Source organism: Paenibacillus sp. EB106-05-06-XG162 (assembly GCF_058791655.1).
Window position 1 is genome coordinate 100,503 of the sequence record NZ_JBYTDT010000014.1, and the last position, 15,265, is coordinate 115,767.

Annotated in this window: 15 protein-coding genes and 1 riboswitch; of the genes, 10 read left to right on the forward strand and 5 right to left on the reverse strand. The window is 48.6% G+C overall.

Annotated elements, in window-relative coordinates; all coding sequences use genetic code 11:
• Positions 1-49: 49 nt before the first annotated feature.
• From AC3WU2_RS23750 to AC3WU2_RS23765, 4 genes are read right to left on the reverse strand one after another with little or no spacing between them, the layout of a single operon-like run.
• Positions 50-1,942 carry an FtsX-like permease family protein gene (locus tag AC3WU2_RS23750; protein WP_492457467.1) on the reverse strand — a complete coding sequence of 631 codons (1,893 nt, stop codon included), beginning with the start codon at positions 1,940-1,942 and terminating at the stop codon, positions 50-52.
• The gene (locus AC3WU2_RS23755) at positions 1,917-2,687 is read right to left on the reverse strand and encodes an ABC transporter ATP-binding protein (protein ID WP_018756378.1); all 771 of its coding nucleotides are present in this window, start codon (positions 2,685-2,687) and stop codon (positions 1,917-1,919) included. Before AC3WU2_RS23755 ends, AC3WU2_RS23750 begins: the two co-directional genes overlap by 26 nt.
• Positions 2,688-2,692: 5 nt before the next feature.
• Positions 2,693-3,709: a sensor histidine kinase gene (locus AC3WU2_RS23760; RefSeq protein ID WP_492457468.1), complete on the reverse strand. Its 1,017-nt coding sequence runs from the start codon at positions 3,707-3,709 to the stop codon at positions 2,693-2,695.
• Complete coding sequence (locus tag AC3WU2_RS23765; protein ID WP_492457469.1) at positions 3,706-4,410, reverse strand: response regulator transcription factor; 705 nt, start codon at positions 4,408-4,410, stop codon at positions 3,706-3,708. The genes AC3WU2_RS23760 and AC3WU2_RS23765 overlap by 4 nt, the downstream gene beginning before the upstream one ends.
• A gap of 171 nt (positions 4,411-4,581) precedes the next feature.
• A riboswitch (cobalamin riboswitch) is annotated at positions 4,582-4,781 on the forward strand.
• 163 nt (positions 4,782-4,944) lie between these two features.
• Between AC3WU2_RS23765 and AC3WU2_RS23770 the strand changes: the two genes are divergently transcribed.
• From AC3WU2_RS23770 to AC3WU2_RS23815, 10 genes are all read left to right on the forward strand, one after another.
• Positions 4,945-5,949 (forward strand): ABC transporter substrate-binding protein, encoded by a 1,005-nt coding sequence (locus AC3WU2_RS23770; protein ID WP_492457470.1) that lies wholly within the window; start codon positions 4,945-4,947, stop codon positions 5,947-5,949.
• Positions 5,949-6,995 (forward strand): FecCD family ABC transporter permease, encoded by a 1,047-nt coding sequence (locus AC3WU2_RS23775; protein ID WP_379350748.1) that lies wholly within the window; start codon positions 5,949-5,951, stop codon positions 6,993-6,995. The genes AC3WU2_RS23770 and AC3WU2_RS23775 overlap by 1 nt, the downstream gene beginning before the upstream one ends.
• Positions 6,992-7,795, forward strand: a complete 804-nt coding sequence (locus AC3WU2_RS23780; RefSeq protein ID WP_492457471.1) for an ABC transporter ATP-binding protein — start codon at positions 6,992-6,994, stop codon at positions 7,793-7,795. The genes AC3WU2_RS23775 and AC3WU2_RS23780 overlap by 4 nt, the downstream gene beginning before the upstream one ends.
• A gap of 47 nt (positions 7,796-7,842) precedes the next feature.
• Complete coding sequence (cobT, locus tag AC3WU2_RS23785; protein WP_492457472.1) at positions 7,843-8,898, forward strand: nicotinate-nucleotide--dimethylbenzimidazole phosphoribosyltransferase; 1,056 nt, start codon at positions 7,843-7,845, stop codon at positions 8,896-8,898.
• A 43-nt stretch (positions 8,899-8,941) separates the two neighbouring features.
• Positions 8,942-9,490 carry a bifunctional adenosylcobinamide kinase/adenosylcobinamide-phosphate guanylyltransferase gene (cobU, locus tag AC3WU2_RS23790; protein ID WP_379350742.1) on the forward strand — a complete coding sequence of 183 codons (549 nt, stop codon included), beginning with the start codon at positions 8,942-8,944 and terminating at the stop codon, positions 9,488-9,490.
• Positions 9,487-10,281: an adenosylcobinamide-GDP ribazoletransferase gene (gene cobS / locus AC3WU2_RS23795; RefSeq protein WP_492457473.1), complete on the forward strand. Its 795-nt coding sequence runs from the start codon at positions 9,487-9,489 to the stop codon at positions 10,279-10,281. The genes cobU and cobS overlap by 4 nt, the downstream gene beginning before the upstream one ends.
• A gap of 15 nt (positions 10,282-10,296) precedes the next feature.
• Positions 10,297-11,901, forward strand: coding sequence for a cobyric acid synthase (locus tag AC3WU2_RS23800; RefSeq protein ID WP_492457474.1), 1,605 nt, complete (start codon positions 10,297-10,299; stop codon positions 11,899-11,901).
• Positions 11,902-11,915: 14 nt separating this feature from the next.
• Complete coding sequence (locus AC3WU2_RS23805; RefSeq protein WP_492457475.1) at positions 11,916-12,563, forward strand: phosphatase PAP2 family protein; 648 nt, start codon at positions 11,916-11,918, stop codon at positions 12,561-12,563.
• A 121-nt stretch (positions 12,564-12,684) separates the two neighbouring features.
• Positions 12,685-13,449 carry a CAP domain-containing protein gene (locus AC3WU2_RS23810; protein WP_492457476.1) on the forward strand — a complete coding sequence of 255 codons (765 nt, stop codon included), beginning with the start codon at positions 12,685-12,687 and terminating at the stop codon, positions 13,447-13,449.
• Positions 13,450-13,547: 98 nt separating this feature from the next.
• Positions 13,548-14,363 (forward strand): MBL fold metallo-hydrolase, encoded by an 816-nt coding sequence (locus tag AC3WU2_RS23815; RefSeq protein ID WP_492457477.1) that lies wholly within the window; start codon positions 13,548-13,550, stop codon positions 14,361-14,363.
• A 69-nt stretch (positions 14,364-14,432) separates the two neighbouring features.
• Here AC3WU2_RS23815 and AC3WU2_RS23820 read toward each other — a convergent pair whose 3' ends face one another.
• Positions 14,433-15,194: a DODA-type extradiol aromatic ring-opening family dioxygenase gene (locus AC3WU2_RS23820; protein WP_492457478.1), complete on the reverse strand. Its 762-nt coding sequence runs from the start codon at positions 15,192-15,194 to the stop codon at positions 14,433-14,435.
• Positions 15,195-15,265 lie beyond the last annotated feature (71 nt).

The window sequence follows — 15,265 nt, forward strand, 5'->3', positions numbered from 1 at the left end:
GCAGTTATTTGCCCTAAAACGGCTCGCCCTCCCTCGCCGCACTCACCCCTCACTTCAAACTATTCACAATGTGCGCCCAATACCGCTTCCGCAGAATTAAACTGAAGCACGTCTGGATCAGGATGAAGAGGACGAAGGACACAATGAACGGAAGCCACTTGAACATGGTGTCATCCTGCTGCTTGATGAAGAGCAAGAGCCCTGTGCTGTTCAATATTGCGAACAAGCTCGGCAGGCCCATCATCAGGACGACGCGGGTTTTGACGATCTGATAGAGCTCAGGAATGCTGACGCCAATATTGTAGAGCGCCCGGAATTGAACGAGATCTTTGTTCAAGTCCGAATAGATTTTGAAATAGACGAAGCTGGCGCCGGCTGTGAAGAATACGGCTGTAATGAATAAGCCGATGAAGATCACGATGTACGGCATTTGCTGAAAGAGATATTCATAATAGGCGGCGAGGGAATATTGATAACGATCTTGTACCCCTTCCTGGCCTAGTCCTTTCTCCACGAGTGCGAACAAGGTTAATGCATTATTGCTATTTGTGAATTGATAACCGAAGAAAGTCATGCTTTCACCTGCTGTGTTGGCTGCTAGTTCCTTGTACAGGGAATCGGTGATCACCAGTACGCTCCCGTTTTTACCTCGCAGCTCTGGCATCCAGTTCTTTTTGGTATCTAGTGGCTTTAACAGTTGCAGTGAGCTCGAATGGTTAGGTATCTGAATCGAGGTACGATTTTTCGCCATGTTATCTTTCCCCCTGGAAAGCCATAACGCCTCACCTTCATGCAATGACTTGGTCGGAGACTTGTAGAACTCGCCGAGACGCACATAATCTTGATAACGCATGAAATAATCCACATAGTTCTCTGGTGTTGTTGTGAAGCGCAACAATGGTATACGTTGTTTACTGTACGTTACGCCCGTTTGCTTCAGACTCTGCTCAATATATTGGATATGCGTATCCTGCTTCGGATTGTTCAAGTTGGAAACATAGTATAACTGGAACGGTTCTTTGTTCGGCGTTACGTCCATCAGAAATCGAATGGATACGAGGACGACAACACATAAGCAGGTAATGGTCCAGAGTATCGTAAGCAAATAGAACATCAGCCCATTTTCGCGAATGCGAAGCTCTGTCTCCGATAATTTGAGCAGATTGGTCTTCCTCCAGAACAGCGAGCGAATCTTCTTCATCCAACGCATAACGATAGGAAGGACATGCCTGAACAATCCATATAACCCAATATGAATCACCATAAACGCGATGAGAAAAGTTCCAATATCTTTTCTGAAAGCTTGCACGTAACTCCAGATCAAGCAGCATAATGCGATGGTCGCGAAAATGTAGGAAGAATTACGGAATCGTAGTTTTCTGCGGCGAACCGTGAGCAGCTCCATCAGCGGTTGTCTGCCAATGAACAGATAGGACAATGGCGAGATGAAGATGAACAAGATGCCGTATGTGATGGCCGTTGTCTTCAATGCTTCGATTGGAAAATAGAACGTCATTGAGCTGCCGCCAACCGCAAGCGATGCGATGATCAGGAATAATTTCAGGAAGACAAGTCCTGTGACAGTCCCTGTTAGTATCGAACCGACGCCAATGATGGAAAATTCCAAGAATAGCATGAATCGCAGCTGCCTCTTCGTCATTCCGAGGATCGTCAGAATGCCGAACTGCTGACTGCGAGCTTGGACAAAGACGGCCGTGGAATAGAGAATGAAGATGAATGAGAAAAATACGATCGAGCTTGCTCCAAGCGTCATGCCGCCAGATACGAGATCATTGACCGTGCTTGGTAGAATTTTGGGATGTAGGCTAAAGGCAACGTATAAGAAGAAGATCATCACGGCGAAGGCGCTGCTGAAGAAATAGGCTGCATATTTCCTAGCATGCCGCTTGACATTGTTAAACGCGAATTGTAGAAAATTCATTCGCGTCCCCTCCTAGAAGCGCGATCGCATTGATGATCTTCTGATAGAATGCGGAACGATTCTGTCCTTGAACGATCTCATTATATAGCATCCCGTCCTTAATGAAGATCACCCGGTGGCAATAGCTGGCCGCGATCGGGTCATGGGTTACCATCATCATCGTGGTGCGATCGGTTTCATTAATCTGCTGAAGCGTCTCCATGACATGTCTGGATGCTTTAGAGTCCAAGTTCCCTGTCGGCTCATCGGCGAGCAGGAGCGATGGACGATGAATAATTGCGCGTGCGATTGCTGCTCGCTGCTGCTGTCCCCGTGATACTTCGAAAATACTGTTATCACGAATATCCTTGATCCCGAGCTTCTGGATAATGCTGCTCAACCGCTCTTCCATTTCGGAGACACGTACGCCGTCCAGCGTTAACGGAAGGATGATGTTCTCTCCAATCGTCAGCGTCTCAATGAGATGGAACTCTTGGAATACGAACCCGAGCTGTTGTCTTCGAAAAGCGGCAAGCTTGTTCTTGCGAAGCTTGTACGGGTTGCTGCCGTTAATGAGAATCTGGCCGGATGACGGCATATCAATCGTCGAGATTACATTTAAGAGCGTGGTCTTCCCACTGCCGGATGGTCCCATAATACCGACGAATTCGCCTTCACGGATCGTTAAGCTGAGGTCGGTCAATGCTCGGAACGCTTTGCGTCCGCTGTATACTTTATTGATATTTCGAACTTGAAGCATATCCACGTGCCTCACTCCTTTCGCCGGTAAGCATCGTCTTCGGTTGTATTGGTGAAATATATTCGTACACTTGTGCCTTCACCTTGTTCCGACTCAACGGTGATGCGATGACCGAGTCGACTGCAGATCTCATGGACCAGATATAAGCCCATGCCGGTGGAAGCGGGATATTGTCTCCCATTATCTCCTGTAAAATACGGTTCGAATACACGTTCAACATCGTGCGCTGGAATACCAATGCCATAATCACGTACTTGGACCACGGTATGCTCCTGCTCCATGGAAGCGCTGATCTCGATGGTGCGGCTTTTGCCTGCGGAATATTTTACGGCATTGTTGATGATCTGACTAAAGACGAAGGTAAGCCATTTCTCATCGGACACGACCGTCTGGTTCTCAGCGATCCCGATTTTCGGGAAGACTTGACTGCGAATGAATAACCTTTTATTCTGCTTCACGAATTGCCCCATCATCTGGGCGAGGTCGACCTCTTCAATATAAAAGTCATGCTCGAAGCTATCCAGCCTAGCCATATAGAGCACGGTCTCAAGCCCCTTGGTTAGCCGGTCTGTCTCTTCCCGTATACTATCAAAAATCGGCTCATCTTCATCTTGAATCGTCATATGGATGACGGAGAGCGGTGTCTTCATATCATGCACCCATTGATTCATAAATGTAACATGGCGGTTCATACGATTCTCTGCCTGATGAAGCTCTTGCTGCATAAAATGAAACTGGTCAGTGAGCAAATCTTGCAATGCTTGTTCGATCGGTGTGAACTGTCTGCTCTTGGATGTGAAGATGGGCTCCATGGATGCCTCCGGATTCGATAATCTGGCATAGAACCCCCGTTTGGACACATATTGATAGACGAGGAAGACCAGTAACAGAAATAGACTTACGATGAAGACGTAGCTGATGGTCGATAGTGCTGAACCGTCATTAAAGGCATACACAACGGATGTTATAACAATTTGAAGTCCTAGAATAATCATTAATGGAACGTGATCACGAAGGAACAGTCTCATGAGGAGACATCCGCCCATGTCACTTTCAGGCGATAGCCCGCGCCCCGGACCGTCTCGACCGCTTCTTCTATGCCAAGATCCTTCAGCTTCTTGCGAAGGCGCGTGACATACACATTGAGCGTATTCTCGTCCACGAAATGGTTCTCATCCCATAGCTTCTCCAGAATTCGATCACGGCTAACAACGCGAGGATAACGCTCCATGAGCACTTCCAGCAGCAACGATTCTTTCCGCAGCAGCTCTAGACTCTGATCCGCTAAGGAAACCTCCAGACGTTCAGGTAAGAGGGTAAGTCCGTGGAGACTTAAAGAACGTTCCGTAGCTTTGGGAGCATAACTACCATAGGCGCGGCGCAGGTGGCTGGCGATTTTGGCCATGACAATATCATAATCGAAAGGCTTTGTAATATAATCATCGGCACCGTGCTCTAGGGCCATCACTTGCTCCATTTTACCTTCCCTTGCTGAGATGAAGAGTATGGGACAGGTGGAGATTTGGCGGATTTGGCGGCACCAATAGAATCCATCGAACTTCGGCAAATTGACATCGAGCAGTACGAGATTGGGTTCGATCTGGGTGAACTGATCCGCAATGCGGTCGAAATCATCTGCGACGACAGCCTCATAGCCGTATTTTTCAAGCTGGTCTTTGAGCAAGGTGTATATCTTGGGATCATCTTCTACAATCATGATTCTATCCATGAGGGCATTTCTCTCCTTCAACAAGAGGTTCGTTATTTGCTAGTTATGATGATAAAGATTTCTTATTCGAAATACAAATCACGAGGCTGAAAATGTGCTACTAATTTAGTTGTAAGGTGGGGGCTTTTCCCCTATAATAACTAGGTGAAAGACTGAAAGGCATAGCTTGAATTGAATAGGAAATCTGTAGGTCCCTATCTGTGCAAATATCGTATAGATCGGGTTAAAAGGGAATCCGGTGCAAATCCGGAACGGTCCCGCCACTGTAATCTGGGGATGACCTCAATAGCCACTGTTCCATCGCAGGAATGGGAAGGCGAGGGCATGCAAGACCCATAAGTCAGGAGACCTGCCTATGGATACGAATGACAAACCTTCGAGGAAAGGGTTGCGCTCAGTTGGAAGACGTGTGACATGCAATACGCATACATACGGATATATTCCGAAATTGACGTGCCCCGGGTCCTTCAGGATCTGGGGTTTTCTCTGTTCAAACGTTCAGCATCAATAAAGAATAAGGGGAGAGAGACAAGGATGAAGATTTGGAAAGGTTTATCGACGTGGGCACTGATTCTCGCGCTCGTTGTCAGTATCGCGGCTTGCGGTACGAAGGGGACAGAAGACGCAGCGAAGCAAGGTGCTCAGACAGAGCAGAGCAAACAGGAGCAGAAGGACAATACAGAAGCATCGGACCTCAAGACGAAGTACCCTCTAACGATTAAGGATGCGACAGGCGAGGAATTTACATTTGACAAAGCACCTGAACGTATCGTATCGGTATCGCCAGCAGAGACCGAGTCCCTCTTCGCACTTGGACTGGATCAACAAATCGTTGGTGTATCGGATTATGACGACTACCCAGCAGCAGCAAGCTCCAAGCCGAAAATGGGCAGTATTATGAAGCCGAATGAAGAAGCGGTTATCGGTGCCAATGCAGACATCGTCTTTACGGGAATTTCCATGAAAGAAGAATCCGTGAAGAAGCTTCGCGATCTGGGAATCAAAATTTTCAAAGTTGAACCGAAGACGCTTGAAGATATTATGAAAAATATCGAAGTGTACGGTCAAATTACGGATCGTCAAGCGGAAGCGAAGCAAGTGATCGATAAGATGAAGGCGGACCGCGATTCGGTCATCGAAGCGGTGAAGAATGTCGCTGCGGATCAGAAGAAGAAAGTATACATTGAATTCTCCCCAGGCTGGACGGTCGGTAAAGGCGAGTTCATGGATGAATTGATCACAATCGCTGGCGGCGTGAACGTGGCATCCGATGTACAAGGCTGGGTGCAGATTAATGAAGAGAATATTATTCATTCGAATCCGAATGTCATTCTATTCGCGAATGATGCCAAAGATTATGAGACAGGCAAACCGATTAAAGATATCATTCTAGGTCGCAGCGGCTGGGATCAAATTGATGCGATCAAGAATAATCAAGTGATTGGCGTGGATGGCAACTTGCTTAGCAGACCAGGTCCACGTCTAACCGATGGCTTGATCGCCATGGCGAAGGCGATCTATCCGGATTTGGTGAAATAATGAACCGAACAGGATTGCTGTGGGGAGGGGGAGGAATACTCCTCCTCCTTTTTACGATTTGCGTCTCGGCTACCATTGGCTCAGTGCACATTCCGCTGCAGCAAATTCCAGCCATTCTGCTGCATCAGATTCCTTGGCTTCAAGATATGATTCCCAAGACGTGGCCAGGTTCCTATGAACAGATCTTATTAAAGGTACGGATTCCTCGCATTGCGATTGGGGTCTTGGTTGGCGCTTGCCTGTCCTTATCCGGTGCGGCATTTCAGGGCGTTTTGCGTAATCCGCTTGCGGATCCGTACACACTCGGTGTGTCTTCTGGCGCCTCCGTTGGCGCAGCCTTTATGATCTATTTTGGCATCCAATATTCACTTGTTGGACAGTGGTCCGTGCCCATTGTTGCTTTCACGACAGGGGTCTTAACCCTATGGCTTGTGATGCGGCTTGCGCAAGATGAAGGCAAAATACCGACGGAACGGTTAATACTCGCCGGTGTTGTCATGCAGGCCTTCCTCGGGGCGTTCGTATCCTTACTCGTCGCGTTGTCGGATAAGACGATCAATGAAATTATGTTCTGGCTCATGGGTAGCCTCTCATTGCGTGGATGGGCATATACCGCGGTGCTGGGGCCGTATTTAATCGTTGGCTTTATTATTGTGATGGGTTACGCCAGGACGATGAATATCCTCGCGCTAGGGGAACGTGAAGCCGCGCATTTAGGGATTCGTGTGGATCGGACGAAGATGATCATTCTATTAACGGCGACATTTATGACGGCTGCGGCCGTATCCGTATCAGGTGTCATTGGCTTTGTCGGGTTGATCGTCCCCCATATGATTCGATTGCTGGTCGGCTCGAATTATCGACTGATCGTCCCGTTATCCGCAATTGGTGGTGGAATCTACATGGTGATTGCAGATACCCTTGCTCGATCGGTACTCGCACCCACTGAAATTCCGCTTGGCGTTGTAACCGCATTTATTGGCGCACCATTCTTCGCCTATCTGCTGCACCGTAACAAAAAAACGCGAAGGGGTCGATTGTCATGATCCGAGTCGAACATGTATATAAGCATTATGGGGCTGCGAAGGTGCTGCAAGATATTCATTTTGAAGTGGAGCCAGGGACTTGTCTTGGCATCATCGGTCCGAATGGAAGCGGGAAATCGACGTTGCTGCAATGCATATCCGGCGTGGAGCCGGCTTCTGCGGGCGAGATTGTCATTCGCAACCAACCTTTATCGGCGTATTCGCGGAAAGCCTTGTCCCAGCATCTAGCCGTCCTGCAGCAGGAGACGCTGCCGCCTGTTGGATATTCCGTGCAGGAAGTTCTTGAGATGGGGCGGTTCCCATTCCAGAATTGGCTCGGCCGGGATCAAGCCGATGCATCCTCGCTCATCGCTGGGATTGCGGAGCAATTGAATTTAGCAGAACTGCTCGATCGACCACTACATGAACTTAGCGGTGGACAACGGCAGCGTGTCGCCCTCGGCAAAGTGATGGTTCAGCAGCCTGAAATTCTGCTGCTGGATGAACCAACGACGTATCTGGATATTCGTTATCAGCTGCAATTTATGGATTATGTGCGGAAATGGCAGCGTGACTGCGGCTTGACGATCATCGCTGTTCTTCATGATCTGAACTTAGCGGCGCAATATTGTGATCAATTGCTTGTGCTGCATGAAGGGAAACAGGTAGCCATTGGCGAGCCAGCTGAAATATTAAGCCGGGAGCGCGTCCATGAAGTTTTTGGCACAGAACCGATTATTATTCCCCATCCTGTGAATGGCGCGCCACAAATCTTGCTTCAACCGGATTCCCATGAGACACTAGGAAATGAAGCGAAATAGAATTTTAATGACATCAATGAGAATCATACACAGATTGGAGCGAGATAATGAGAGAACAATTGGAGCAACTCATTTCACACATTGAACCGTTAGATGGGCAGATGGTCGAGGAAGCGATGCAGCATTTGGATCAGCTGACGAAGCCTCCAGGCAGCCTAGGCAAGCTTGAGAATATTGCGGCGCAGGTCGCAGGGATTACAGGTGAATTGCACCCGGCATTCGCGAAGAAAGCCGTTATCGTCATGGCTGGAGATCATGGTGTGTGTGATGAAGGGATTAGTGCATTCCCCTCGGAAGTGACACCGCAGATGGTCTATAACTTCTTGAACGGCGGCGCAGCCGTGAACGTGCTGGCACGTCATGCAGGTGCGGATGTCGTATGTGTCGATATCGGCGTGAATGCAGATATGGAGCATCTGCAGCTGGTGTCCCGGAAAGTCCGTAAAGGAACGGCAAATATGGCGAAGGGCCCAGCCATGTCACAAGATGAAGCGATCCAAGCTATTCTCGCAGGAGCTGAGATTGTAGAGCAGCATGTTGCCGATGGGTATAAGATCTTCGCGACAGGCGAGATGGGCATTGGGAACACGACAGCGAGTGCAGCCATTCTAAGTGTGCTCACGGGCATGTCATCCGAGGAGACGGTAGGGCGCGGAACTGGCATCGATGATGAACGGATGCTACATAAGCAAGCGGTTGTTCGACAAGCAATTCAAGTGAACCGTCCGAATGCGAAGGATCCACTGGATGTCCTGACGAAGGTAGGTGGACTCGAGATCGCTGGTCTGGTCGGCGTGATCCTTGGCGCAGCAAGACATCAATGCCCTGTTGTGATTGATGGATTCATCTCTTCTGCAGCAGCGTTGATAGCCAGCCGTATTGAACCGCTAACAAGCGGTTATATGATCGGATCGCATCTATCCCAAGAACAAGGGCATGAGAGCCTGCTCGAAGAAATCGGATTAACGCCAGTGCTGCAATTGGACATGCGGCTTGGTGAAGGGACAGGTGCCGTGCTTGCCTTTACCTTGATCGATGCAGCAACGAAAATCATGCGCGAGATGGCAACCTTCGCAAGTGCGGGCGTAAGCTCAGGCGAATAAAGAAATGATGAATGGATGTATCACATGAGGGGAGAGATAAGGCATGCCGATTCTGGTAACTGGTGGTGCGCGGAGCGGGAAGAGTTCCTTCGCGGAGAAGCTCTGCGCAAACTACGGCGATCGCGGAATCTATATCGCGACGGCACAACTCTACGATGATGAGATGCGAGAACGGGTTCGCATGCATCAAATGGAGCGGGATCAAGCTGCTTTCGAGTGGAAGACCATCGAAGAACCCTACGACTTAATCGCCTTACTCGGAGATCTCGAAGGGTCGAAGATGATTCTCGTCGATTGCTTGACCCTGTGGCTCTCGAACATTCTACTGCGCTGCGAAGCGGAGCCGAATGCAACTGATTTGGTAAAGCAGCAGATTGATCAGTTGGTGGAAAGGGTTCGAATTTACGCGGGTACACTAATCTTCGTGACGAACGAGGTTGGCAGCGGGATTGTGCCGGAATATCCGTTAGGTAGGCAATATCGCGATCTTGCTGGTTATATGAATCGGAAGCTAGCGGGGGTCTGTGAGCAAGTGTATCTGGTCACAGCAGGCATCCCGATCGAACTCAAGAGCAGGGCGGTTCAGTTATGAAACAAGCAGCGCAAGCCTGCGTAGCAGCCTTTCAATTCTTATCGAGGCTGCCGCTGCCGATTCAAATTCATTATTCCAAAGAGGTGTTCGCTCGCAGCGTGGTATTCTATCCGCTCGTTGGCACAGTTCTCGGCGGGCTGATCTGGGGCTTCGGCTACGGCTGCTCATTGCTCTTCCCTCTTGTCCTAGCGGCCGTCCTGACCTTGGTCTGGACGGTTTCTTTGACAGGGGCCTTACATATCGATGGGTTAATGGATACCGCAGATGGGATTCTAAGCCATCGACCACGGGAACAAATGCTTGAAATTATGAAGGACAGCCGGGTAGGAGCTATGGGCGTCATCGTCTGTGTTCTTGCGATGCTGCTCAAGGCCGTTATTTTCTACACCTTATTGGATCAGAAATGGTCTTGGGAGATCGTCCTCCCCTTCATCTGGAGCCGCTGGTTTATGGTCATTGGGATGGCAGCATTCCCATATGCAAGGAAGGAATCTGGACTCGGCAGTTATTTTAAAGGCGTGGGTGCGCGGCATGTAACGGGAGCAACGCTGATGGCGGTTGTTATATCTGTGCTGATCTGGATTGGTACTGCCATGTGGGGTGGCATAGGTACAATTACCGCATCAGACGGGTTATCTATTGTATGGATTGGTCTGGGCGCGTTATTGCTCGGGATGATCATAGCGAGATCCATGGCGAATAAGCTCGGTGGTCTAACCGGCGATACTTATGGCGCATTGAACGAATGTTTGGAAATTCTACTGCTGCTTATATGTACAATAATCGTCTAGAAGGAGGCGAACCTCATGTCCAGTGAACGGCCCAAAGCAAGAACCATTATGCTGCAAGGAACGGCATCCGATGTAGGCAAGAGCATTGTGACGACGGCATTATGCCGGATTTTGAAGCAGGACGGATGGAAAGTTGCTCCTTATAAATCACAGAACATGGCGCTGAATTCGTATGTGACGATGGATGGCAAAGAAATCGGGCGTGCGCAAGGCGTTCAAGCGGAAGCCTGTGAGGTCGCAGCAACAACCGATATGAACCCGATTCTCATCAAACCGATGAAAGAGATGAACGCACAGATCGTCGTCCACGGCAAACCCTATACGCAGTTAAGTGCACGTGATTATCGGTCCGAATTTCTCCCTTTTGCCAAAACAACGGTTGTGGCTGCTCTTGAACGGCTGCGTGCTGCTTACGAAGTCGTAGTCATTGAAGGCGCAGGCAGTCCTGCGGAAATCAATCTGAAGCAAAATGATATCGTGAACATGAATCTAGCGGCGTGGGCAGAAGCGCCTGTCCTGCTCGTTGCGGACATTGATCGCGGCGGCGTATTCGCTTCGCTGGTCGGTACGTTGGAACTCTTAGAACCACATGAACGTGATCGTGTCAAAGGCTTCATTATAAACAAATTCCGCGGAGACCTCAGTTTGCTTCAGCCTGGTCTGGACTGGCTCGAAGAGCGGACGGGCATTCCCGTGGTTGGTGTACTGCCTTATTTGCCGAATATCGATATTGAGCAAGAGGACTCCGTCGTATTGGATGCATATAAAGGGAAGGCACTCGGGGACAATGAAGCATATGAACTCGATATTGCTGTCATCCGATATCCGCGAATCTCGAACTTTACGGATATTGACGCCTTGGTTGCGGAGCAGGACGTGCGCGTTCGTTATGTACAATCGCTCGCCGAGCTAGGAACGCCGGATGGGATCATTTTACCGGGTACGAAGAATACGATGGATGATTTACGCTTCTTACGCGAATCGGGTCTAGCTGACGCCATACTTACCTTCGCTCATGTTCATGAGGATGAGGGACACTCTTCCTGTGACATCGTTGGTATTTGCGGTGGATATCAGATGCTGGGCGAACAGCTCCTTGATCCGCATGGGGTTGAGGTTGAAGCGGGAGCCGAAGCGCTGGGGCTTAGTTTGCTTCCACTACAGACAACCTTCTATGCGGAGAAGAAAACCGAACGGGTTCAAGGTGTTATCGATTGTTCGCAGCCGCAGTGGGGCCAAGGGAATGGCACAGCGATTACCGGGTATGAGATCCATATGGGTCAGACGATTCGATTGGATGGTAAGAAGGAATCCGTCTATCCGCTGTTCCAGATGTCCGATCACAGGGCGGAAGGATTAGCATCGGCAAATGGTCAAGTATGGGGCACGTATTTGCACGGGATCTTCCATAATGATGCCTTCCGTCGACAGTGGCTCAATCAGATACGTACGCGCAAAGGATTACGTGCGATCGAGGATATCGTTCCTTTTGCAGACCGACAGCAGCTCGCCTTCGATCGATTGGCTGATGAGACGCGGAAATCCATGAATATCGCATTAATCTATGAGATTGCTGGCTTACCAGCACGAACAGCTAAGGAACCCTCGATCTCTGAATAGAAAGGAAATAGAGCATGCAAGCAATGAAAGTACGAAAGACGCCATTGTATCTTACACTCGTAGGACTTATCGCATCCATCGTCGTGGCGTATTTCGTAGCGACGAACCGAATCTCCGCATTTGATGAGGCGATTATTCACTATGTACAAGGGAAGGAGTCGCCCTTCTGGACGGGATTTGCAAAATTCTGTGCCTTTATCGGATCGACGTTACCTGTCATCGTTATCGCGATCCTTACCATGTTATTCCTATTTTTTGTTCTGAAGCATCGCGAAGAATTAATCCTCTTCGTCATTGTAGTCGGTGGCTCGGCATTACTGAATGTGGTGTTAAAAAGATTATTTACACGTGAACGTCCGACCATTCACAGGATACTAGAAGAAACAGGTTATAGCTTCCCATCGGGGCACGCCATGGCTGCTTTCTCGCTATATGGGGTCATCGTCTTCCTGCTCTGGAAGCATATTCGGCCGAGATGGGGACGTGTTTTACTGTTAATTCTTGGTTCGTTGATCATTGCGATGATCGGAATTAGCCGCGTCTATGCGGGCGTGCACTATCCGAGTGATGTACTCGCTGGCTACCTGGTATCAGGCAGTTGGCTTGCGTTTTGTATCTATTGGTATCAGTGGTACCGAGAGCGTAAATTATCTGGAAAATAATGTGATTTCCAAATTTTTGGTAATGATCGCATCTTAAGACGTATGTTACACTTCCTTCAGTGAATGAGGGCTTAACATTCACACAACAAAATGCAATGCATACAAGGAGGATTTATACCATATGAAGAAGAAGATGATGAATCGTTTCTCCAAGACGGTTATGGTCACTGCGGTGGCATGTGCGTGGATGTTGCCAACAGCAGTTTCAGCTGCACCAGTTCAAAGCAACTGGAATGATTTTGTTAATAATTTCTTGAAAAATATGCCGAAGGAAGTTCAGGTTGTAGGTGGTGGCGCATGCCCGACATTCCCAGGAAACGTAACATTCCCAGGAAACGTGACATTCCCAACGTACCCTCAGCAGCCGCCGGTGAAGCCTTGCGTACCAACGGTACCAACGGTGCCGACGAAACCAGCTCCTGTACAACCAAGCAAGCCAACACAACCAACACAACCAACGAAGCCAACTCCGCCGACAAATGACAATAAGCCAACACAACCGAATCAAGGGGATACTAGTTTCGCTGCTCAAGTTGTGAACTTAGTGAACCAAGAACGTGCAAAGGCTGGTCTGCAGCCATTATCGACAGATAGCAGACTTGCTGCAATGGCTCTAGATAAAGCAAAAGATATGTATAGCAACAACTATTTCGATCATCAATCCCCAACGTACGGTTCGCCATTTGACATGATGAAGCAATACAACATTGCTTTCGGTTATGCAGGTGAGAACATTGCAAAAGGTCAGACAACACCACAGCAAGTGATGAATGACTGGATGAACAGCTCAGGTCACCGTGCGAACATTTTGAACTCGAATTTTACGCACATCGGTGTAGCATACTACCAAGGTGAATGGGTGCAAGAATTCATCAGCAAAGCATAATTGCACAAATCGTACAAACAAAGGCAGTTCCCGTCCATGGGAGCTGCCTATTTTTTTGCTATAATAAGAAGTAACAAGACCGAGAGGGGCGAACGAAATTGATTGTCTATCAGAACAGTCGAATTACAGTATTCCAGAGTGCTTTATATCATACGACATCTTCCGTTATTACTTTGGATGAATGTACAATTGTCGTAGACCCGACATGGTTGCCGCAAGAGGTTCGTGAGATTCGTGATTACGTCGATCAATTAGGCAGAGGCTGGCCCATCTATCTGCTCTTCACACATAGCGATTGGGATCATATTCTAGGCTGCGGCGCATTTCCTGAAGCGAAGGTGATCGCGAGCGAGAAGCTACATCATCACCCGAATCCGGATGAAATTGTGGAACAGATCAAGTCCTTTGACGATAAATTTTACTTAACCCGGGATTATGAGCTGAAATATCCTGTCGCCGATATCCTGATTGCCGAGAATGGACAGCAGGTTCAATTGGGGCAGACACTCTTGACGTTCTATCTTGCACCGGGCCATACGGATGATGGGATCGTGACGGTCATCGACCCGGAGGGTATTATGCTGGCTGGAGATTATTGTTCGGATATCGAGTTTCCGTATATCTACTCTAGCAGTAGCGATTACGTAGCGACGATGAGTCAATTGCATCAGGTCCTGGAGAAGCATGATATTCGAGTGCTTGTTCCAGGTCACGGGAATATTACGACGGATGCGAGTGAAATGAAGACGCGGATTGACCAGTCGATTGCTTATATCGAGACACTGCGCCAACACATTATCGAAGGGAACCAGGAAGATATCGATGCCATGATCAAAGGCGTACCTTTCCCACTGAACATGAAAAATTACCATACGAGCAATCAAGAACAAATTAGTAAAGAATTAGAGTTGTAATAACCAGAACCCCAGGGCTCCGCTAACTGATTTAGGACGGGATCGCCTTGGGGTTCTTCGTATAAGGATTTAGAATGCCATGCTCAAGTAACTCAACGTTCCAAGATCATAGCTGCGATGAATCACTTGCGGCTTCGATGAACCACTGCCCATCGCGATAAAGAACGGTACGAAATGCTCGGCACGAGGTACGGCCTGGCGTGCGTATGGCGCAAGTTGGTCATAGGCGAACAGGGATGGCAGATCGCCTTGCTCGACCTTATTCAATAACCAATCATCAAAAGCAACAGCCCAGGCCTCAGGCTCCTTCTGACCCCAATTAAGCAATCGCAGATTGTGTACCGTGACGCCACTGCCGATGATGAGGATGTCTTCATCGCCTAGACCTTGCAGCGCTTGACCGATCTTATACTGTGCTTCTGCCGCAAGATAAGGATGAACCGAAATTTGGACGACCGGAATATCTGCGGCAGGATACATGCGATGCAGCAGCGTCCAAGATCCATGATCCAGTCCTCGAGTCGCATCGGCGCGCGTCTCGATACCAGCTTGTTTAAACCGCTCAGCGAGTTGATTGGCAAGCTGCGAGGAGCCTTTGGCAGGGTAGACAACCTCATACAAGGCATCCGGGAATCCGCCGAAATCGTAAATGGTCTCATAGACTTGATCATGCATGGAAATCGTAAGCACTTCACTTTCCCAGTGTGCGGTGAAAATGACAATGGCTTTCGGCTTCCATTGTTGTCCAAGTTGTTCGAGGAACGCTGTATACGGTGTATCTTCAATGGCGAGCATCGGTGATCCATGGGCAAGAAATAATGATGGCATCATAGGAATGACCTCCTGAATCGTTAATTAGTAACTTACTTTATATAAGTTAGTATATTTTTATTACATACTAA